The organism is Actinomadura sp. NBRC 104425, from assembly GCF_030269545.1.
In the GTDB taxonomy this organism is placed as follows: Bacteria; Actinomycetota; Actinomycetes; order Streptosporangiales; family Streptosporangiaceae; genus Spirillospora; species Spirillospora keratinilytica.
Genome location: NZ_BSTN01000001.1, coordinates 308,536 through 328,896, shown reverse-complemented (window position 1 = coordinate 328,896; position 20,361 = coordinate 308,536). Strand labels below are relative to the sequence as shown.

General features: G+C 72.9%; 18 protein-coding genes and 1 tRNA gene. 14 read left to right on the top strand and 5 right to left on the bottom strand.

Going from position 1 to position 20,361, the window contains the following annotated elements; genetic code table 11:
• Positions 1-11 precede the first annotated feature (11 nt).
• The 5 genes from QSK22_RS01535 to QSK22_RS01515 all read left to right on the top strand — a co-directional run bounded on the left by QSK22_RS01535 (position 12) and on the right by QSK22_RS01515 (position 6,805).
• Positions 12-683, top strand: a complete 672-nt coding sequence (locus QSK22_RS01535) for a SurA N-terminal domain-containing protein (protein WP_285492063.1) — start codon at positions 12-14, stop codon at positions 681-683.
• 2 nt (positions 684-685) lie between these two features.
• Complete coding sequence (locus tag QSK22_RS01530) at positions 686-1,660, top strand: nucleoside triphosphate pyrophosphohydrolase (protein WP_285492383.1); 975 nt, start codon at positions 686-688, stop codon at positions 1,658-1,660.
• Between the two features lie 97 nt (positions 1,661-1,757).
• Complete coding sequence (locus tag QSK22_RS01525) at positions 1,758-4,169, top strand: transglycosylase domain-containing protein (protein WP_285492062.1); 2,412 nt, start codon at positions 1,758-1,760, stop codon at positions 4,167-4,169.
• 63 nt (positions 4,170-4,232) lie between these two features.
• Complete coding sequence (gene nhaA / locus QSK22_RS01520) at positions 4,233-6,089, top strand: Na+/H+ antiporter NhaA (protein WP_285492061.1); 1,857 nt, start codon at positions 4,233-4,235, stop codon at positions 6,087-6,089.
• Between the two features lie 185 nt (positions 6,090-6,274).
• Positions 6,275-6,805 carry an RICIN domain-containing protein gene (locus QSK22_RS01515; protein ID WP_285492060.1) on the top strand — a complete coding sequence of 177 codons (531 nt, stop codon included), beginning with the start codon at positions 6,275-6,277 and terminating at the stop codon, positions 6,803-6,805.
• A gap of 161 nt (positions 6,806-6,966) precedes the next feature.
• Here the strand turns inward: QSK22_RS01515 and QSK22_RS01510 are convergent, their stop codons facing one another.
• The 3 genes from QSK22_RS01510 to QSK22_RS01500 are packed head-to-tail and all read right to left on the bottom strand — an operon-like array spanning position 6,967 to position 9,747.
• The gene (locus QSK22_RS01510) at positions 6,967-7,869 is read right to left on the bottom strand and encodes an ABC transporter permease (protein ID WP_285492059.1); all 903 of its coding nucleotides are present in this window, start codon (positions 7,867-7,869) and stop codon (positions 6,967-6,969) included.
• On the bottom strand, positions 7,859-8,677 hold the full coding sequence (locus QSK22_RS01505) for an ABC transporter ATP-binding protein (RefSeq protein ID WP_285492058.1): 819 nt from the start codon (positions 8,675-8,677) through the stop codon (positions 7,859-7,861). The genes QSK22_RS01510 and QSK22_RS01505 overlap by 11 nt, the downstream gene beginning before the upstream one ends.
• Complete coding sequence (locus QSK22_RS01500; RefSeq protein ID WP_285492057.1) at positions 8,674-9,747, bottom strand: ABC transporter substrate-binding protein; 1,074 nt, start codon at positions 9,745-9,747, stop codon at positions 8,674-8,676. Before QSK22_RS01500 ends, QSK22_RS01505 begins: the two co-directional genes overlap by 4 nt.
• A 200-nt stretch (positions 9,748-9,947) precedes the next feature.
• Between QSK22_RS01500 and eno the strand changes: the two genes are divergently transcribed.
• The 4 genes from eno to QSK22_RS01480 are packed head-to-tail and all read left to right on the top strand — an operon-like array spanning position 9,948 to position 13,268.
• Positions 9,948-11,231 carry a phosphopyruvate hydratase gene (gene eno / locus QSK22_RS01495; RefSeq protein WP_285492055.1) on the top strand — a complete coding sequence of 428 codons (1,284 nt, stop codon included), beginning with the start codon at positions 9,948-9,950 and terminating at the stop codon, positions 11,229-11,231.
• 19 nt (positions 11,232-11,250) lie between these two features.
• A complete protein-coding gene (locus QSK22_RS01490; protein WP_285492054.1) occupies positions 11,251-11,682 on the top strand; it encodes an FtsB family cell division protein in 432 nt (143 codons plus the stop codon).
• Between the two features lie 45 nt (positions 11,683-11,727).
• Positions 11,728-12,333 (top strand): DUF501 domain-containing protein, encoded by a 606-nt coding sequence (locus QSK22_RS01485; RefSeq protein WP_285492053.1) that lies wholly within the window; start codon positions 11,728-11,730, stop codon positions 12,331-12,333.
• Complete coding sequence (locus QSK22_RS01480) at positions 12,330-13,268, top strand: Ppx/GppA phosphatase family protein (protein ID WP_285492052.1); 939 nt, start codon at positions 12,330-12,332, stop codon at positions 13,266-13,268. The genes QSK22_RS01485 and QSK22_RS01480 overlap by 4 nt, the downstream gene beginning before the upstream one ends.
• Positions 13,269-13,287: 19 nt before the next feature.
• On the opposite strand, the gene QSK22_RS01475 is transcribed toward QSK22_RS01480, so the two are convergent.
• Positions 13,288-13,998, bottom strand: coding sequence for a DUF2510 domain-containing protein (locus QSK22_RS01475; protein ID WP_285492051.1), 711 nt, complete (start codon positions 13,996-13,998; stop codon positions 13,288-13,290).
• A gap of 125 nt (positions 13,999-14,123) precedes the next feature.
• On the opposite strand from QSK22_RS01475, the gene QSK22_RS01470 reads away from it, so the two are divergent.
• From QSK22_RS01470 to QSK22_RS01450, 5 genes are all read left to right on the top strand, one after another.
• Positions 14,124-14,972, top strand: coding sequence for a uracil-DNA glycosylase (locus QSK22_RS01470; protein WP_285492050.1), 849 nt, complete (start codon positions 14,124-14,126; stop codon positions 14,970-14,972).
• Positions 14,973-15,170: 198 nt separating this feature from the next.
• Positions 15,171-16,529, top strand: coding sequence for an NAD(P)/FAD-dependent oxidoreductase (locus QSK22_RS01465; protein WP_285492049.1), 1,359 nt, complete (start codon positions 15,171-15,173; stop codon positions 16,527-16,529).
• Positions 16,530-16,671: 142 nt separating this feature from the next.
• Positions 16,672-17,919, top strand: a complete 1,248-nt coding sequence (locus QSK22_RS01460) for a class I SAM-dependent methyltransferase (protein ID WP_285492048.1) — start codon at positions 16,672-16,674, stop codon at positions 17,917-17,919.
• A 199-nt stretch (positions 17,920-18,118) separates the two neighbouring features.
• Positions 18,119-18,191: transfer RNA gene (locus QSK22_RS01455), tRNA-Leu, on the top strand.
• A gap of 646 nt (positions 18,192-18,837) precedes the next feature.
• The gene (locus QSK22_RS01450) at positions 18,838-19,650 is read left to right on the top strand and encodes a Bax inhibitor-1/YccA family protein (RefSeq protein ID WP_285492047.1); all 813 of its coding nucleotides are present in this window, start codon (positions 18,838-18,840) and stop codon (positions 19,648-19,650) included.
• Between the two features lie 368 nt (positions 19,651-20,018).
• Here QSK22_RS01450 and QSK22_RS01445 read toward each other — a convergent pair whose 3' ends face one another.
• Positions 20,019-20,246 (bottom strand): DUF4287 domain-containing protein, encoded by a 228-nt coding sequence (locus QSK22_RS01445; protein ID WP_285492046.1) that lies wholly within the window; start codon positions 20,244-20,246, stop codon positions 20,019-20,021.
• Positions 20,247-20,361: the final 115 nt, after the last annotated feature.

Below are 20,361 nucleotides of genomic sequence, written 5' to 3'. Positions count from 1 at the left end.
TCGGTACAACCGTGAGGGCGGCGAGGCTGGTCGGGGCGGCGGCGCTGGCGGCGGTGGCCGCCGGGGTGCTGGCGGGCTGCGGCGGTACGCCGCCCAAGGCGGGCGCGGCCGCGCTGGTGGGCGACGAGCGCATCACCACGGCCACCCTCGACGGCGCCGTGCGCGACTGGCAGGCGCAGTTCCGCGCCGACCCGGTCGCCAACCAGATGCGCGCCTACCCCGGCGACAGCGACCAGCAGCTGGCCGCCGAGGCGCTGTCGGAGTCGGACATGCGCGGCGCGCTGAACATGCTGGTCAAGATCCGGGTCGCCGACGAGGTCGCGCGCCGCAACGGCCTGGCGATCACCGAGGGCACCGTCGACCGCACCATCGCCGCGCTGGACCGCCAGGGCGGCGCCCGCTCGGTCACGCTCGCCTACGGGCTGCCCGCCCGCTACACCCGCGACCTGGCCCGCTACCTGACCGTCCAGGACCAGCTCGCCGTCCGGCTCGGCGCCGACCCGGCCGACCCGCGCGGCCCGCGCACCACCACCGCGATGCAGGGCGTCGTCGACCGGTTCGTCCGCACCGCCGCCGACATGGACATCAAGATCAATCCCCGGTTCGGCACGTTCGACCCGCGGCAGGTCGCCATCCAGCCGATGCGGCAGCGCCTGTCGGCCACCGACTCGGGGACGGCGTGACCATGGGCCTGATCCTGCTGGCCACCACGCACCGCGTCGCCCCCGGACTGCTGACGTGGAAGGCGTGGGAGACGCTGCGTTCGGCCGACCGCGTGCTCGCCCCCGCCGGCCATCCGCTGCTGCCCTACCTGCGGGACGCCGGCGTGCAGCCCGAGGAGGTGCCCGAACCCGACCCGGCCGCCCTGGTCGCCGCCGCCCGCGCCGCCACGGCGGTGTGGGTGGCCGCGCCCGAGGGCGACGAGGGCCTCATGCGCGAGATCGGGCGGCTCGTCGTCGACGACCCGCTCGAGGTGGAGGTGCTGCACGGCTCCTACGACCTGCCCGGGGCGCGGCTGCTCGACCTGGTGGCGGTGATGGACCGGCTGCGCCGCGAGTGCCCCTGGGACGCCGAGCAGACCCACGTCTCGCTCGTCCCCTACCTGCTGGAGGAGGCCTACGAGGTCGCCGACACCGTCGAGGACGGCGACCTGGGCGCGCTGCGCGAGGAGCTCGGCGACGTGCTGATGCAGGTGGCGTTCCACTCGGTGGTGGCCGCCGAGCGCACCGACGACACCCGCTTCACCATCGACGACGTGGCGGGCGCGATCGTCGACAAGCTGGTGCGCCGCCACCCGCACGTGTTCGGCGACGTGACCGTGTCCGGAGCCGACGAGGTCAACGCCAACTGGGAGCAGATCAAGGCCGCCGAGCGGGCCGCCAAGAACGGCGGCGAGGCGTCGGTGCTGGACGGCGTGCCCATGGGCCAGCCCGCGCTGACCCTGGCCGCGCAGCTGCAGCGCCGCGCCGACCGCGCGGGCGCCCCGCCCGAGCTGTTCGACCCGCCCGCCGAGGAGGAGACCGCCCTGGGCGCGCGCCTGTTCCGGCTGGTGCGCGAGAGCCGCGAGCAGGGCCGTGATGCCGAGGCGGAGTTGCGCGCCGTGTGCCGGGTATTTCGTGACCGTGTCAGGTCATGGGAGCGGACGCGGTCGGCCGAATGACCGCGGGCGGCCCCCGCCCGCACCGTCGGCTCCTGTGCCGTCGGACGGGGGCCGCCGGGGGGTGGTGGGCCGCGATCGCCCCGTTTACTCTTGGCCCGTGCTGGGAGGGTCACGCGGGGGCTCGGCCGCGAGCGTGCGCGCGGCGCGCATGCGCGCCGTCCGGCACCTGGGCGGCCTCAGCACCCTGGCGGGCGTCCTGGTCGCGCTGATGCTGCTGCCCACCGCGTGCGGCGCGGGGATCGGCGCCCGCGACGCCGCCCGCTGGTTCCAGGAGGAACCGGACGACCTGGACGTGTCGGATGTGCCGCAGCGGTCCCGGATCCTGGCCGCCGACGGCTCGGTGATCGCCACGTTCTACTATCAGAACCGGGTGGACGTGCGGCTGGACCAGATCGCGCCGATCGCCCGCCGCGCCGTGCTGGCCATCGAGGACAGCCGGTTCTACGAGCACGGCGCCCTGGACTCCCAGGGCACGCTGCGGGCGCTGGCCAGCAATCTGACGTCCAGGCAGATCACCCAGGGCGGCTCGGGCATCACCCAGCAGTACGTCAAGAACCTGCTGATCGCCCAGGCCGACACCGTCGCCGAGCAGCGCGCCGCCCAGGAGATCAGCGCCGCCCGCAAGATCCGCGAACTGCGGTACGCGGTGGCGCTGGAGAAGCGGTTCTCCAAGGACGAGATCCTGCGCCGCTACCTCAACATCGCCTACTTCGGCGACGGCGCCTACGGCATCGAGGCGGCCTCCCGGCACTACTTCGGCAAGCCCGCGGCCGAATTGCAGCTGGCCGAGGCGGCGCTGCTGGCCGGGGTGATCCGCTATCCGCACGCCTACGACCCGATCCGCCACCCCAAGGCCGCGCGCAAACGGCGCAACGTCGTGCTGCGCCGCATGGCCGAGCTGAACTGGATCGACCGGGCCGCCGCCGAAGCCGCCGCACGCAAACCCCTCGGCCTGCGCGTCAAGCGGACCCGCAGCGGCTGCGTCGTCAGCAAGGCCCCGTTCTTCTGCGACTACGTACAGCGCGAGATCCTCACCAATCCGGTGTTCGGCAAGACGGCCAAGGCCCGCGAACGGCTGCTCAAACGCGGCGGCCTGACCATCCGCACCACCCTGGACCCGCAGACGCAGCGGGCCGCCCAGCGCGCCGTCGACCGGCACGTCCCCCCGAAGAACTCCGCCGGCAAGGCCGCCGCCGAGGCGCTCGTCGAACCCGGCACCGGCGAGATCAAGGGCATGGCCGTCGACCGCGAACTGGGCTCGAACCGGGAACGCGGCAAGACATGGATCAACTTCGCCGCCGACGCCAGCCACGGCTCCAGCATCGGCATGCAGGCCGGATCGACGTTCAAGGTGTTCACGCTGGCCGCCGCGCTGGACGAGAACATGCCGTTCGGCACCCGCCTGATGGCGCCGCGCGCCTTCGTCCCGACCGGGTACCGCGACTGCAAGGGCCGCCGCGTCGGCGACACCAAGCCGCTGCGCAACGCCGCCGACGGCGAGGGCGGCCGCGAGTTCACCCTGGTCACCGGCACCCACCACTCGGTGAACACGTTCTTTCTGGCGCTGCAGCGCAAGGTCGGGCTGTGCGACACGGTGAAGATGGCCGAAAAGCTCGGCATGCGGCAGGCCAACGGCAAGCCGCTGGAGCAGTACCCGTCCTTCACCCTCGGCTTCAACCCGGTGTCGCCGGTGCGGCTGGCCGCCGCCTACGCCGCGTTCGGCGCCCGCGGCCGCTACTGCAAGCCGATCGCCATCAAGCGGATCACCGACGCGCAGGGCCGGGAGCTGCGGGTGCCGGGCGCCGACTGCGAGCAGGTGCTGGACAAGGGCGTCGCCGACGCGGTCAACCACGTGCTGCGCGGCGTGCTGACCAAGGGCACCGCGCGCGGCCAGGGCATCGGCCGCCCCGCCGCGGGCAAGACCGGCACCGTCGACGACTTCTCCGCCGCCTGGTTCGCCGGCTACACGCCCGACCTGGCCGCGGCGGTGTGGGTGGGCGACCCGCGCGGCGGCTACAAGCACCCGATGCGGAACCTGTGCATGGACGGCCGCTGCTACGGCGCGGTGTACGGGGCGACGATCCCCGCGCCGATCTGGCACGACACCATGGCCGGCGCGCTGGCCGGGCGCCCCGCCACCCCGTTCGCGCGGCCCCCGGCCCGCTTCTTCCGCCGCGGCAGCGGCGAGATCGACCGGGCCCCCGACGTGCGCGGCATGACGCTGGGCGCCGCGCTCGCCCGGCTCCGCGCGGCCGGCTTCCAGGCGCGCCTGGGGGCGCCCGTGCGGTCCGACCGGTACCCGGCGGGGACGGTGGCGGGCATGTCCACCGCCGCCGCCGACGGCACCGTCATCCTGCACGTCAGCCGCGGCGGCGACCGCCCGCGGCCCGACCCCGAGCCCCCCGAACCCGACGAGCCGGGCCCCGACCCCACGCCGCCCCCCGAGGCAGGGCCGCAGCCCCCCGGCCCCGGACGGGGCGTCGAGGATCCTCCCGGAACAAGCCCCTGACCCGGGAGGTTGTACCGCGCGGCGGCTCTGGGCCGAGGCGGGACGCGGGGTGAGGAAGCGGACGTGAGCGAGATCTCCATCGCCGCACGGGCGGTGCCGCCGGGGCTGCGCTCGTTCCTGCGCACCGAGGTGGGCGGGACCAGCGTGCTGCTGGCCGCGACGGTCGCCGGGCTGCTGTGGGCCAACTCCCCGTTCGGCGACACCTACGAGACGTTCTGGCACACCGAACTGGCGGTGCGGATCGGCGACCACACCGTCGCCCTCGACCTGCGGCACCTGGTCAACGACGGGCTGATGGCGCTGTTCTTCTTCGTCATCGGGCTGGAGATCAGCCGCGAGGTCCGCATCGGCCAGCTGCGCGACCGCCGCCTGATCGCCGTGCCCGCGGTGGCCGCGCTCGGCGGGATGGCGGTCCCCGCGCTGGTCTACACGGCGGTCAACGCCGGCGGCCCCGGTGCGAGCGGCTGGGGAATCCCGCTGGCCAGCGACACCGCGTTCGTCCTCGGCCTGCTGGCGGTGATCGGCACCCGCTGCCCCGAGCCGCTGCGCGCCTTCCTGCTCACCCTGGCCGTGGTCGACGACATCGGCGCGATCCTGGTCGTCGCGGTCTTCTACACCGAGTCGCTGTCGGTCACCGCGCTGGCGGTCGCCGTGCTGCTCACCGGGCTGATCGTCGCGGCCCGCTGGCTGCGGTTCTGGCGCGCCCCCGCCTACCTGGTGCTCGGCCTGGGGGTGTGGGCCGCCATGCTGGAGAGCGGCGTGCACCCCACCCTCGCGGGCATCCTGCTCGGCGCCCTGGTCGTGGTGTACGCGCCCAGCGGGCACAAGGTGCTGCGCGCCAACGAGATGCTGCGGGAGCTGGCGCGCGCCCCGAGCCCCGAACTGGCCGTCGAGGCGGGCCGCACCGTCCAGCGCACCGTCTCGGTGAACGAGCGGCTGCAGCTGCTGCTGCACCCGTGGACCAGCTACGTCATCGTGCCGATCTTCGCGCTGGCCAACGCGGGCGTCCGCCTGGACGGCGGCACCCTGCGCGCCGCCGCCACCTCGCCGGTCACCATCGGGGTGGCGGCCGGCCTGGTGGCCGGCAAGTTCACCGGGATCGCCCTCGGCACCTGGCTGCCGCTGCGGTGGAACTGGGGGGTGCTGCCCGGCAGCCTGGTGTGGGGGCAGGTGCTCGGCGGCGCGGCGGTGTCCGGCATCGGCTTCACGGTCTCGCTGTTCATCACCGATTTGGCGTTCGCCGACGATCCGGCGCTGCAGAGCCAGGCCAAGATCGGCATCCTGGCCGGGTCGCTGCTGGCGGCCGGGCTCGGCTGGCTGGTCTTCCGCATGGCCTGGAACCGCGGCGCCGTCTGCGCGCCGCCGTCCCGGGAGGACGAGATCCCCGTGGAGGCCGAGCCGCTGCCGCCGGTCACCGACGCCGACCACGTCCGCGGCCCTATGGACGCGCCGGTCACCCTGGTCGAGTACGGCGACTATGAGTGCCCGTACTGCGGCCGCGCCCACCCCGTCCTGGAGGAGCTGCGGGAACGCTTCGGCGACCGGCTGCGGGTCGTGTTCCGCCATTTCCCCCTGTCGGAGCTGCACCCGCGCGCGATGGCCGCCGCCCTGGCCGCCGAGTCCGCCGCCGACCACGGCCGGTTCTGGGACATGCACGACACCCTGTTCCGCAACCAGCTCGCCCTGTCCGACTCCGACCTGGCCTCCTACGCCGAGTCGATGGGCGTCCCCCTGTGGCGCGACGTGGAACGGCACCGGCAGCGCGTCCTGTCCGACATGGAGGGCGGCGAACGCAGCGGCGTGGGCGGCACCCCCACGTTCTTCATCAACGGCGAACCCTATGAGGGCGGCCATGACGTGCCCTCGATGTCCGCCGCCATCGAAGCCGCGCTCAGGGAGCAGAGCGGCGACCGCGGCTGAACCCCAGGCACCTGCCTCGGGGTGATCTGTTGCTGCTGTGGCTGTGCGGGCAGGTGGGGTTTGGGTAACGCCGGCGCAAGGGGGTTGTGTCCGATCCCCTCTTGAACACAATTGGCGACTACATGATTACTTGAGGTAGTCCGATGTGGATCGGACGCGACATCCTTCCACCTGAGAGGTGTGCCATGCGTTTCCCCCTCACGGCGCGACGCGGCCTGCCGGCCGCCGCCCTGCTCGCCCTCGCCGCCCCCCTGATGGCGTCCACCGCCGCCGACGCCGCGTCCGCGGGCCGGCTGCAGTCCTCCGAGCGCGGAAGAATCCTGACGTTGCATGACAAGTGTTTGGACGTCCGCGGCGGCGACTTCGCCGATGGCACCCCGATCATCCAGTACCGGTGCCACGACGGCGCCAACCAGACGTTCCGGCTGGTGGCCGCCGAGCGCGGCCGCTTCCAGATCCGCACCCTGCACAACAAGTGCCTGGACGTCAGCGGCAGGAGCACCGCGGACGGCGCCGCGATCATCCAGTACCGGTGCCGCGGCACGGCCAACCAGAGGTTCCGGCTGCGGCCGGTCGGCTCCGGCCGGTACGAGGTGCGCACCCTGCACAACAAGTGCCTGGACGTGCCCGGCCTGAGCGCCTCGAACGGCACCCCGATCGTCCAGTACCGCTGCAACGGCGGGGCCAACCAGCGGTTCACCTTCGAGCGCGTCTAGCGTCCGCGACGGCGTGCACCCGGACGGCGTGCACCCGGACGGCGTGCACCCGGACGGCGTGCACCCGGACGCCGTACGCCCACCGTCGCCCGGCCGGCGGGGCGGGGTCGCGTGCCCCCGCCCCGCCGGTCCGGGTCAGATGCCGTGGTCAGTCGCCGTGGTCAGTCGCTGTCCATGCCCCAGCGGGTGCGCAGGGCGCGGTCGGCGACGCCGAACAGCTGGTCGATGACGATCCCGATGATCAGAATGACGATCATGTAGGAGATCATGTCGGCGGTGTTGTTCAGCTCGCGGGCCTGCGACAGCAGCACGCCCAGCGAGGTGGTGTCGCCGATGATCACCAGCAGCTCGCCCGCCATCAGGCTGCGCCAGGCGAACGCCCAGCCCTGCTTGAGCCCCGCCACGAACGACGGCAGCGAGGCGGGCAGGATCAGATGCCGGTACAAAAGCAGCCCGCGCAGGCCGAGCACCTTGCCCGCGCGCAGCAGGATCGGCGGGGTGTAGTCGACGCCCGCGATCAGCCCGTTGGCGATGGACGGAGACGCGCCCAGCACCACCACGAACAGGATCGCGCTCTCGCTGAGCTGGAACAGCAGGATGGCCAGCGGGAACCAGGAGATCGACGGCATCGTCTGCAGCCCGGTGATCATCGACCCGAACGCCCGGCGCAGGATGCGGAACTGCGACACCAGCGCACCGACCAGCACGCCGATCACGATGGACAGCGCGAACCCGATCACCGCCCGCTGCATGGTCAGCGCGACGGCCTCCCAGAACCGGCCGCTGGTGATCTGGTCCCAGAACACCGGCAGGGTGTCGGCGGGGCCGGGCAGCACCCAGGGGTCCTTCCAGCCGCTCCACACCACCGCCTGCCAGAACGCCAGCGCGATCGCCACGGCCGTGACCATCGGCCAGGCCGCCGACCACAGCCGCGACAGCGGGCCGCGGCGGGCGCCCTGGGCCAGCTCCAGCGCGTCCAGCCCGGTGATCTGCCGTTGCAGCGCCGGGTCGTCGGCGGGGTCGTCGGCGGGGTCGGGCACGTTCTTGCGGGTCTCAACCGCCATGGCGGCCGACCTCCTCACGCAGCCGGTCGGTGATCTTGCCGGCCAGCGCCGCCACGGGGGCGGCGTCGATGCGCCGGGGGCGCTCGATGTCGACCGGGAACTCCTCCACGACCTTGCCGGGGCGGCTGCTGAGCAGCACCACCCGGTCGCCGAGCCGCACGGCCTCGCGCACGTTGTGGGTGACGAACAGCACGGTCAGCCCGCGTTCGCGCCAGATCCGCTCGATCTCGTCGTGCAGCAGGTCGCGGGTCATCGCGTCCAGCGCGCCGAACGGCTCGTCCATCAGCAGCAGGGTGCCCTGGCCGCCGTCGCTCCCCGGCGGCACGTCCACCGTGAGGGCGAGGGCGCGCGCCAGCGCGACCCGCTGGCGCATGCCGCCCGACAGCTGGTGCGGGCGCTTCTTGCCGAACCCGCTCAGGTGCACCGAGGCCAGCAGCGCCGAGGCCCGCTCGCGCCGCTCGGCCCGCGGCACCCCGCGCATCTTCAGGGCCAGCTCGATGTTGGCGCTGACGGTCAGCCACGGGAACAGCGCCGGCTCCTGGAACATCAGCGCGACCCGCGCGCCGCCGGTGTCGATGCTGCCCGAGGTCGGCTTGTCCAGGTCGGCGACCAGGTTGAGCAGGGTGCTCTTGCCGCAGCCGGACGCGCCGAGCAGGCACACGAACTCGCCGGGCGCCACGTCCAGGGAGACGCCGTCGAGCGCGAGCAGGGCCGCGTCACCGGTTCCGAACGCTTTGGACACGCCACTCAGCCGGACCGCCGCGGGCGCGGGGGTCCGGCTGGGCGCGGCCGTGACGGCCTCTGTCATTTGTCGCTGACCTGTGCCTTTCCGCTCGCCTTGAGCACTTCGTTGAGCGGGCCGAGATCGTAGATGCCGTTCAGGTCCACCGGCTCCAGCAGGCCGACCTCCTCGGCGTGCCGGGCGCCCTGGACCAGCGAGGAGGCGACCGGGTCCACGGTGAAGGTGATCTCCTTGAAGGACGCGTCGAGGATCTCCTGCTTGAGCGGCTTGCCGCTGAGCTTGGTGAGCTGCTCGTTGACGGCCTTCTTGGCGTCTTCGGGGTTGTTGTTGATCAGGTCGGTGGCCTCGACCACGGCCTGCAGCAGCTTCTTGACCTGCTCGGGGTGCTCTTTGGCGTAGTCCTGCCGGACGATCAGGTTGGTCACCACGAACTTGCCGCCGGGCCACAGCGACGCCTCGTTCAGCAGCCGCTTGCCCTTGTTCTCCAGGATCAGCCGGGAGGCGTACGGCTCGGGCACCCAGGCGCCGTCGATGGTGCCCTGCGCGAAGGTCTGCAGGGTCTGCGCGTTCTCCTGCGGGACGATCTTGACATCGCCGCTGCCGTCCTTGTTGGCGGTCAGGCCCTGGCTCTTGAGGTAGTAGCGCACCGCCACGTCCTGGGTGTTGCCCAGCTGCGGCGTGGCGATCTTCTTGCCGCGCAGGTCCTGGACGGACTTGATCTCCGGCTTGACCACCAGCGACGCCCCGCCGGAGGCGGCACCCGAGATGACCTTGATGGCCTTGCCGTGCGACCTGGCCCAGGCGTTGATGGTCGGGTTCGGGCCGACGAACGTGGCGTCCACCGCCCCGGAGAACACCGCCTCGACCGCGGACGGGCCGGCGTTGAAGGTGGAGGTGCGCGGCGCGGTGCCCAGGTGCTTGGCGAAGATGCCGCGCTGCACGCCGACCAGGGCGGTGGCGTGGGTGATGTTGGGGAAGTATCCGAGCCGCAGCGGTTCCTCCGCTCCGCCGGAGCCGCCGCTGTCGTCGTCGCCACCACAGGCGCCGAGCGTCCCGGCGCCGAGCAGCACGGCCAGCGCGGCCGCGGCGAGCCGACGGGGCAGCCCCCACAGTGACGAACGATGTGTGCGACGCATGTCCAAGATCCCTACTAAATAAGTGGGTTTGACCTGGACAGTAGATAAGCTAGGTAATGCTTTCGTCAAGTCTTGGGCGCGGGACGGATGCATCACACTCGGCCTTTCCCGGCCACCCCCGTGTCCGTTGGAGGATGGACAGAGGGCATCGATAGGCTCAGGGGGCAAGTCGACCGCACCGTAGATCAGGGGAGTTGCCCGTGTCGTCGATCGAGGCCGTCCTCGCCCGGGAGATCCTGGACTCTCGCGGCAACCCGACCGTCGAGGTCGAGGTGCTGCTCGCCGACGGGACCGAGGCGCGTGCCGCGGTGCCCAGCGGCGCGTCCACCGGCCAGTTCGAGGCCGTCGAGCTGCGCGACGGCGGTGAGCGCTACGGCGGCAAGGGCGTCCGCAACGCGGTCAAGGCCGTCAACGAGACCATCGACGAGAAGCTCGTCGGCCTCCCCGCCGCCGACCAGCGGCTCATCGACCAGCTGCTGATCGACCTGGACGGCACGCCCGGCAAGTCCAAGCTGGGCGCCAACGCCGTCCTCGGCGTCAGCCTGGCGGTGGCCAAGGCCGCCGCCGAGTCGGCCGGGCTGCCCCTGTTCCGCTACGTCGGCGGGCCCAACGCCCACCTGCTGCCGGTGCCGATGATGAACATCCTCAACGGCGGCGCGCACGCCGACACCAACGTCGACGTGCAGGAGTTCATGATCGCCCCGATCGGCGCCGGCACCTTCGCCGAGGCGCTGCGCTGGGGCGCCGAGACCTACCACGCCCTCAAGGCCGTGCTCAAGGGGCGCGGCCTGGCCACCGGCCTGGGCGACGAGGGCGGCTTCGCCCCCAACCTGCCCAGCAACCGCGAGGCGCTGGACCTGATCATGGAGGCGATCGGCCGGGCCGGGTTCACCCCGGGCCGCGACATCGCGCTCGCCCTGGACGTGGCCGCCACCGAGTTCCACTCCGACGGCGTCTACGCCTTCGAGGGCGGCAAGCGGTCGGCCGACGAGATGGCCGCCTACTACCGCGAGCTGCTGGCGTCCTACCCGCTGGTGTCCATCGAGGACCCGCTCGGCGAGGAGGACTGGGACGGCTGGAAGGCCCTCACCGAATCCGTCGGCGACAAGGTGCAGCTCGTCGGCGACGACCTGTTCGTCACCAACCCCGAGCGGCTGGCCCGCGGCATCGAGGCCCGCACCGCCAACGCGCTGCTGGTCAAGGTCAACCAGATCGGCACCCTCACCGAGACCCTGGAGGCGGTCTCCCTCGCCCAGACCAGCGGCTACCGCTGCATGATGAGCCACCGCTCCGGCGAGACCGAGGACACCACCATCGCCGACCTGGCCGTGGCGACCAACTGCGGCCAGATCAAGACCGGCGCGCCCGCCCGCAGCGACCGCGTCGCCAAGTACAACCAGCTGCTGCGCATCGAGGAGCTGCTCGACGACGCCGCGCGCTACGCCGGCGCCGCCGCCTTCCCGCGCTTCTCCTGGGAGGGCTGAGCGCGGACGGGAGGCTGCGGTGGCCCGCCGGCGGGACGACGAGGGCGGCGAGGAGCGCGCGCGCCCCGGCCGCAGGGGCGGCACGGCGCTGACCGGCCGTGCCGCCATCCTGGCGGTCGTCATGTGCGCCATCGCGCTCAGCCTGGCCTACCCGGTGCGCGAGTACGTCGCGCAGCGCCAGGAGATCGCCCAGCTCAAGCAGCAGGAGCGGGTCGCCCGCCGTGAGGTGGCCCAGCTCGAAGAGCGCAAGCGGCAGCTCGGCGACAAGTCGTACATTGAGCGCGAGGCCAAACGGCGCCTGCACTACTGCATGCCGGGGGAGCGCTGCTACATCGTCCTGGACGGTGGCGGCGGCGAGCGGCAGCAGTCCAAGCCCGCCGACGCCACGCGCAAGGAGCCGTGGTACGTCACGCTGTGGCGGTCGGTCCAGGAGGCCGACCGCCCGCGCTGAGCCCACGGGCCCTCGGCGGGGGAGAAGCGGCTGGGGGGAGACTCGGTGGGGGAGAAGGAGATCGACGAACGCGACCGGGCCGCGGTGGCGGCTCAGCTGCGGCGTGAGCCGCGCGGTCTGCGCCGGGTGGCCTACCGCTGCCCCTGCGGCCTGCCCGCCGTGATCGAGACGGCGCCGCGCCTGCCGGACGGCACGCCGTTCCCCACGCTGTTCTATCTGACCTGCCCGAAGGCGGCCTCGGCCATCGGCACGCTGGAGGGCAGCGGGCTCATGCGGACCATGCAGGCGCGGCTGGCCGACGAGCCGGGGCTGCGCGCCGAGTACGCCGCCGCCCACCACGACTACCTGCGGCGCCGCGACGAGGCGGCCCGCGACGAGGGCATCGAGCCCCTGCCGCCCGGCATGCAGAGCGCGGGCGGCATGCCCGAGCGGGTCAAGTGCCTGCACGCCCTGGTCGCGCACGAGCTGGCCGTTCCGGGCGCCAACCCGTTCGGCCGCGAGGCCCTGGCGGCACTGCCCGAGTGGTGGCGCGCCGGCCCCTGCGTGACCTGCGCGGCGCCCGAGAAGCCGCGCGACCGGGCCGCGAGCCGGGCCGCCGGTACGGTGCCCGGGAGGGCCGAACAGGACGACATGGAAGGCAGTGATCAGTGACACGCGTCGCCGCCATCGACTGCGGGACCAACTCGGTCCGCCTGCTGATCGCCGACGTCGTGCCCGGCGGGCCGTCCGGCGAGGGCACGCTGACCGACGTGGAGCGCCTCATGCGGATCGTGCGGCTCGGCGAGGGCGTCGACCGCACCGGCCGCCTGGCGCCCGAGGCCCTGGCGCGCACGTTCGAGGCGATGCGCGGCTACCAGGAGCTCATCGAGCGGCACGGCGCCGAGAAGGTGCGGGTGGTGGCCACCAGCGCGACCCGCGACGCGGCCAACCGCGACGAGTTCGCCTCCGGCGTCGTGGACATCTTCGGCGTGGTCCCGGAGGTGATCACCGGCGACGAGGAGGCCGCGCTGTCGTTCACCGGCGCCACCCGCGAGCTGGCGGCGCTGCGCCCCGCCCGGCCCTACCTGGTGGTCGACATCGGCGGCGGGTCCACCGAGTTCGTCCTGGGCGGCTCGCAGGTGCAGGCGGCCCGGTCGGTCGACATCGGCTGCGTGCGGATGACCGAGCGGCACCTGCGCGACGGCGACCCGCCCTCGCCCGAGCAGATCAGCGCGGCCGCCGCCGACATCGACGCCGCCCTGGACACGGTGCGCCAGACCGTCCCGGTGGACGAGGCGCGCACCCTGGTGGGGCTGGCGGGCTCGGTCACCACGGTCGCCGGCATCGCGCTCGACCTGCCGGAGTACGACTCGTCCCGCATCCACGGGTCCCGCATCACCGCCGCGCAGGTGCACGAGGTGACCCGCGGCCTGCTGCACGCCACCCGCGCCGAGCGCGCGGCCATCGGCGTCATGCACCCGGGCCGGGTCGACGTGATCGGCGCGGGCGCGCTCATCCTGGACCGCATCATGCGCGAGTACGGCTTCGGCGCCGTCGTGGTCAGCGAGCACGACATCCTCGACGGTATCGCCTGGTCCCTCGCCTAGCCCCCCGCTGGGCGGGCGGCTAGTAGCGGGCGGGCCGCAGGGCGGCGAGCAGCTCGGGGAGCAGCACGGCGTTCGGGTTCTGCCGGGGCACGTAGAGGGTGGGCGTGCCGCCGTCGGACCGCTGGATCCACACCCGGCCGCCGTCCGCCACCGCGCCGGAGATCTCCGCCCAGCCCAGCGACACGCGGGTGCCGCGCACCCCGCCCGGATGCACGGTCAGGCCCTCGGCGACGTCCACCGGGTGGCCCGCGCGCACCCGTCCGGCCAGCTCGGCCACCAGGCGGGGCTCGGCGCGCCGGCGGCACAGGTCGATCAGCCGCGTCCAGATCGCCTCGGTCTCCCGCTCGGGGAACAGCGTGGAGTCGAGCACCACCTCGACGCGCGGCCCGCCGCGGAAAGGGTGCCGCCCGGCCTGGAAGGCCCAGGCGACGGCGGGGGCCGCACCCGGGGCGGAGGGCACGTCGGCCGTCCAGTGGGCCACCCATTCCACCTGGGACCAGGCCAGCATGTCGGAGCCGTAGGCGATCACGTCGTCGTCGGCGTGCAGCGGGACGCCGCGCACGTTCACGTCCAAGGGGGCGGCGTGGGCCGCCGGTCCGCTCTGGAAGGTGCCGTGGGGGCGTGCGGGCCCCGGCGTCTCGTGGTCGACGTGGCGGGTCCAGTTGCGGCCGTCCCACCAGCGCAGGCTCGCGGTGCCATAGGGGTCGGGATACCAGCCTGGTTGCGACAAGGCATGCCTCCGCGTCTCACGGCCGCGCCGGACACCGCCTCCCCGACCGGCGTGTCGCATCGTACCGAGATCGGAAGCCGCGGCGGCGTACCGGGGCGGCGTGCCCCGCGTGGCAGGATCGTGCCATGACCAGCCCGCACGCCCCGGGCGGAGATTCGTCCCCCCGAGCCCGATTCGTCCCTCCCGGAACGGGGTGGCCGGAAGACCCCGCCACCCCCGGCACCCCCGTCGCGCACACCGCCGAAGAGGTCGCCGAACTGGCGGCCAAGGCGCCCGACCTGGCCGAGCTGTGCGCCCGCCAGTCGGTGTGCCGCGCCTGCGACCGGCTCGTCGAGTGGCGCGAGCGCGTCGCGGTCGAGCGGCGCCGCGCGTTCGCCGACCAGGAGTACTGGGGACGGCCGGTGCCGGGTTGGGGCGACCCGCGGCCGCGCCTGCTGATCGTCGGCCTGGCCCCGGCGGCGCACGGCGGCAACCGCACCGGGCGGATCTTCACCGGCGACCGGTCCGGCGACTGGCTGTTCGCGTCCCTGCACCGGGTCGGCCTGGCCGCGCAGCCCATCAGCGTCCGCGCGGGCGACGGGCAGCGGCTGCTGGGAGCCCGGGTGGCCGCCACCGTGCGGTGCGCCCCGCCCGGCAACCGGCCCACCCCCGCCGAACGCGCCGCCTGCCTGCCGTGGCTGGCGCGCGAGGTCGCCGAGACGGCGCCCACCGTCCGCTGCATCGTCGCGCTCGGCGGGTACGCCTGGCAGGGCGTGTGGCCCGCGCTCGCGCAGGCCGGCTACGGACTGCCCCGCCCGCGCCCGCCGTTCGGGCACGGCGCGCGGGTCGAACTCGGCCCGCCGGGAGGCGAGGGACCCGCCGTGACGCTGCTCGGCTGCTACCACCCCAGCCAGCAGAACACTTTCACCGGCCGGGTCACCGAGGAGATGCTGGACGCGGTGTTCACCGAGGCCCGGTCGCTGGCCGGGCTCTGAACGCCGAGCTCAGGCTTGTGGACCCGGTAGGAACGCGCATCGGGCAGAGCCGCCCCCGTTGGACTCTGCCCGATGCCGCGAACCGCCCGTAAGGGCGATACATCCGTGTAGATGCACGAATGGGGCCCGAGGTTCGGCCTGTCGCGACTGTCGGCCCGGATCGCGTGATCTGAACGGATCCGTGGGTACCGCTGCCGTATGTCTGCTCTGTCTATCCCGGACGGTGCCAAGCGGATCGTCATCGTCGGCGGCGGCTACGTCGGCATGTACACCGCGCTGCGGCTGCAGCGCAGGTTGCGCGCACGGCTGCGGCGGCACGAGATCGTCATCACGGTGATCAACCCGCACTCCTACATGACCTACCAGCCGTTCCTGCCGGAGGCCGCCGCCGGGAACCTGGAGCCGCGGCACGTGGTCGCGCCGCTGCGCAAGATTCTGCGGCGGTGCCAGATCGTGACCGGCAACGTCACCGAGATCTCCCACGCCCGGCGGTGCGTGACGGTCAGCCCGGTCGGCGCGGAGACCGTCCCGGACGGCGTGCTCGAGCTGCCCTACGACTACCTCGTGGTGGCCGCCGGATCGATCTCCCGCACCCTGCCCATCCCCGGACTGGCCGAATGCGGCATCGGCTTCAAGACGGTCGAGGAAGCGATCTTCCTGCGCAACCACGTGCTGCGCCAACTGGACATCGCCGCGTCCGTGCGCGACTCGCGGGCCCGCCAGCGCGCGCTGACCTTCGTGTTCGTCGGCGGCGGCTTCGCGGGCGTGGAGGCGCTCGGCGAACTGGAGGACATGGCCTGCGACGCCTGCCGCTGGTACCACGGGCTGGACCCACCGGAGATGCGCTGGATCCTCGTCGAGGCCACCGACCGCATCCTGCCCGAGGTCGGCCCCGAGATGGGCCGCTGGACGATCGAGGCGCTGCGCCGCCGCGGCATCGAGGTCCGGCTGAACACGCTGCTGAAATCCGCCGAGGACCACCACATCGTGCTCAGCGACGGCGAGGAGTTCGACGCCGGCACCCTGGTGTGGACGGCGGGCGTCAAAGCGCACCCGGTCGTGCGCGACAGCGACCTGCCCGTCGACGAGAAGGGCCGGCTGAAGGCCACCCCCGAACTGACCGTCGAGGGCGTGCCGCACGTCTACACCGCGGGCGACAACGCCGCCGTCCCCGACCTGACCTCGGTGGGCGACTACACCGCGCCCAACGCCCAGCACGCGGTGCGGCAGGCCAAGCGGCTGGCCGACAACATCGTCGCCGACCTGCGCGGGGCGCCGCGCAAGCCGTACATTCACAGGTACGTTGGCTCGGTGGCCGGGCTCGGCCTGCACAAGGGCGTGGCGAACGTCTACGGCATCAAGCTCAAGGGCCGCCTCGCCTGGTTCCTGCACCGGACCTACCATCTGTCACGAATGCCGACGGTGAACCGTAAAATTCGGATCACCGGCGACTGGACGCTCGCGGCGTTCTTCCGGCGGGAGATCGTCTCGCTCGGCGCGCTGCAGGCTCCGCGCAAGGAGTTCGAGCTGGCGGCCGGTCGACGGCACACCGGGTGAGCGCGGTCCCGCCGGACCGGGCCAGGTCCGCGTCCGGCGATGAGGCACCGTGGGGGGCACCCGGTGACGCGGACGGCACCGGGAGGGGAGGCGCGCCGGACATGCGCGGTGGACTGTGAAAAACGACGGGGTCGCCGCCCGATTGGCACCGCTGCTGACGCGGATCATGCTGGGGGCGGACGAGGACGGGCAGGCCGCCGACGACCTGCCGATACGGGTATGCGCCTGGGACGGCAGCGCCATCGGCCCCGCCGGAGCGCCCACCTTCGTCATCCGCCACCGCCGGGCGCTGCGCCGCCTGCTGTGGAAACCCGGCGAGATGGGCCTGGTGCGCGCCTACGTCGCCGGTGAACTGGACATCGAGGGCGATGTGTTCGCCGCGCTCGGCGCCGTGCAGCGGGTCATGCGCAGCGGCGACGAGCCCATCCGGCTCAGCAGCGACGACAAGCGCGAGATCGTGCGCACCGCCGTCACCCTCGGCGCGGTCGGACCCGAGCCCAAGCCGCCGCCGGAGGAGTTCCCCACCGGCGGCCGCGGCGACGTGGACGGACCGCTGTTGGAGTCCGGGGCGTTCTTCGCCCGACTGCTCGGCCCGAGCATGGCGCACGGCACCGGCCTGTGGGACGAGGCCGTCGACCTGGAGGACGCCCAGCGGGCCGCCCTCGCCCAGGTCGCCGCGCGGCTCGGCCTGTTCCCGGGCGCGCGCGTGCTGGACCTCAACTGCGGCTGGGGTGCGCTGACCGTCCCCCTCGCCCGCGACCACGGCGCCCGCGTGGTGGCGCTGGCGCGCTCCCGCGCCCAGGTGGACCACGTGCGCGAACAGGCCGGGGAGGCGGGCGTCGCCGACCGCGTCGAGGTGGGCCTGCGCGACACCGACCTCAGCGGCGCGGGCGACGGCCCGTACGACGCCATCGTCGGCCTGGCGGGCCTGGAGACGCTCGACCGCGCCTTCCCCCGGCTGTACGAGCTGCTGGCCCCGGGCGGGCGCCTGGTCGTCCAGCAGGCGGTGCGCCGCCCCGGCCGCCACCGCATCCGCCGCACCTTCACCACCAGCTACATGTTCCCCGAGGACGGGGAGCTGCGGCCGCTCGCCGAGCTGGTCGGCGCGCTGGAGGAGGCGGGCCTGGAGGTGCGCGGCGTCGGCGCGCTGCGCGAGCACCACGCCCGCACGCTGCGGGCCTGGGCGGCGAACCTGCAGCGGCGCTGGGACGAGTGCGCCGAACTGGCCGGCCCCGGCCGCGTCCGGGTGTGGCTGCTCTACCTCGCCGCGTCCGCGCTGGCCTGCGAGAGCGGCCGCGTCGGCGTCCACGAGATATGCGCCATCCGCCGCGACCGCGACGGCCGCGCCGGCGCCACCCTGGTGGAGGGACGGGCGGTCATGAGCGGTTGAGCCGTACCTTTTCCGGTTTTGACCGCTTCTGTCCGTAGAACCGGCGGTTTTGTGATCACCCTTGCCGACCTGCCCGTTCCCCTCCGTACCCGGATGTTTCCGACACGTTTCCGTCCGCTCCGCCCGAGCTTCACGCCAAATGTCACCCCGCTCGAATATTCCTCGCGGAGCATTCAAAGATCCTGGGTATGATGACGCCGCCCCTGTAGCCCAATGGCAGAGGCAGGCTCCCTAAAAGAGCTTATGTGTCGGTTCGAATCCGACCGGGGGCACGAGGCAGGCCGACTATGCTCGTCGAGCTTTGCTCGGCTTCGCCACGGCCCGCAGTGTTCACCCAGGGGGGCGCCCCCCTGGAACCCCCGTTGGGGCCGGGGGTGTGTGCGTCGAGCTTTGCTCGGCTTCGCCACGGCCCGCAGTGTTCACCCAGGGGGGCGCCCCCCTGGAACCCCCGTTGAGGCCGGGAGTGTGTGCGTCGGGCTCTGCTCGGCTCGGCCGTGGCCCGAGGTGCTCACCCGGGGGCGCTGCCCTGGAGCCGCTGTCGCGGGCGCGGTGCGGTGGTGCACGGCTTGAGGGGCGCAGCCGTGCGGCCGTGGGGCGGGCGGCTGGGAACACTACCCTGAACTCGATCACGCCTGTGCGGACTACGGCCCACGAGCGCGTAAGCGGCCGGGCGGATGTCCCCGTTCCGGCCGGGGAGCGGCTCGGGCGGAAGGACAGGCCCTGCTCGACGGCGGCAAGACCATGTGGAATGCGGCGTCAAGGGCGCGACCTGGGTCATGGCTTGAACGGGATGGTTTTCACGGCCGCTACGGCACGGTGATACGGGACCGATACCAAGCCGTCATATGTCCGGGGAACACGGGGAATGTTTGTCGCGTCTAGACTGATCGAAGAGGTCGGCCACTGTGGAGGCTAGTGATGGAGAGCAGGAACCCGGCCTTCCGGGGCAATGCCTTCGGGCGGCAGATGGGAGGTGGCGGCTACGGCGCGCCGCCGCCCCAGCAGCTGTATGACATGTACAACGCGCCCGCCTACGCGCCGCCCGCGCCCGCGGCCACCCGGCCGATGACCATCGACGACGTCGTCGTCCGCGGGTTCCTCACACTGCTGACGCTGGCGGTCGCGGCGGCGCTGTCGTGGACGCTGGTGCCCACCGAGCTGGCCGTGCCGGTGCTGGCCGTGGCGGTCCTCGCCGAGCTGGGCATCTGGGCGTTCATCACCTTCGGGCAGAAGGCCAACGCGCCGCTGGTGCTGGCGTTCGCCGCGGTGTACGGCGTCGCGGTCGGCATCGTCAGCCACGCCTACAACGACGTCTACCACGGCGTGGTGTTCCAGGCGGTGGTCGGCACCGCGCTGGCGTTCGGGGCGATGCTCGCCGTCCACTCGCTGCGCATCATCCGCGTCACCCCCAAGTTCGCCCGGTTCGTCCTCGCGGCGGGCCTGGCGCTGGTCGGGCTGATGCTGGTCAACCTGGTCGTCCAGCTGTTCGGCGTCGAGGACGGCATCGGCATCCGCGACCCGAGCAACCCGCTGGCCTACGTGTTCAGCGTGGCCGCCATCCTGCTCGGCTGCCTGTTCCTGCTGCTGGACTTCGACACCATCGAGCAGGGCGTGCGGGCCGGGGCGCCCGAGAAGTTCGCCTGGTACTGCGCGTTCGGGCTGGTGCTCAGCCTCGTGTGGATCTACCTGGAGCTGCTGCGGTTCCTGTCCTACTTCTCCGGCCGCGACTGACCGCGCGACACGCCTTCCGACGAGAATCCGCCCCCGCATCGGCGCGAGCCGCTGCGGGGGCGGATCCATTACGGGGCGGACTCTGCGTCGCACACCGTGGCGCCCGGCGCCACGGTGTGCGGGGGCATTGCCTGGACGGGTCCGTCCCGTCACGCCCGTCGTGGCCGACCCCGTTGAAATCGGCGGCGCCAGCGCAACGAACGTCGTGAGATACCCGGGCGGCTATGCGATTGTGTTCGTCGTCGCGACGACGAGCGAAATACAGGAAAACCTCCCCGGGAGGGACTGCGGCGGATTGCGATTGGGCGGTCGGCTCAGCCAGACGAGTCGGTTACGGCCCGAACGGGGGCGACGGGGGCCGCCCGCGATCAGTAGTGGCGGGCGCGGCGGGTGCGTTCGTGTTCGCGGACGAGGGCGGCGGCGTATCCGTACGAGATGCCGTGCTCCTCGACGAGCCAGTTGCAGCGTTCCTCGCAGCGCAGGAACGACGGGCCGTTCTCGATGGCGGTGAACCACTCGGGTAGGTCACGACCGGTGACCGCGGGGATGCGGGCGAGCAGCTTGCTGTGCGTCTCCGGCGAGTGGTTCAGGGACAATGGGCACCTCCAGGTCGGCGGGGCTCTTCTTTGGACTGTGCAACACCGCGCCGGAAGTGACAACCCCCTAACGGGGACCTATCGCTGGCGTAACGTAGATCATTTGTAACGTACC

Bases quoted from the DNA above. Each gene is read 5' to 3' on its own strand.
- QSK22_RS01530 (WP_285492383.1), top strand. From the start codon at position 686: ATGGGCCTGATCCTGCTGGCCACCACGCACCGCGTCGCCCCCGGACTG.
- QSK22_RS01515 (WP_285492060.1), top strand. From the start codon at position 6,275: ATGCGTTTCCCCCTCACGGCGCGACGCGGCCTGCCGGCCGCCGCCCTG.
- QSK22_RS01510 (WP_285492059.1), bottom strand. From the start codon at position 7,869: ATGGCGGTTGAGACCCGCAAGAACGTGCCCGACCCCGCCGACGACCCC.
- QSK22_RS01505 (WP_285492058.1), bottom strand. From the start codon at position 8,677: ATGACAGAGGCCGTCACGGCCGCGCCCAGCCGGACCCCCGCGCCCGCG.
- QSK22_RS01500 (WP_285492057.1), bottom strand. From the start codon at position 9,747: ATGCGTCGCACACATCGTTCGTCACTGTGGGGGCTGCCCCGTCGGCTC.
- QSK22_RS01470 (WP_285492050.1), top strand. From the start codon at position 14,124: ATGACCAGCCCGCACGCCCCGGGCGGAGATTCGTCCCCCCGAGCCCGA.
- QSK22_RS01465 (WP_285492049.1), top strand. From the start codon at position 15,171: ATGTCTGCTCTGTCTATCCCGGACGGTGCCAAGCGGATCGTCATCGTC.
- QSK22_RS01450 (WP_285492047.1), top strand. From the start codon at position 18,838: ATGGAGAGCAGGAACCCGGCCTTCCGGGGCAATGCCTTCGGGCGGCAG.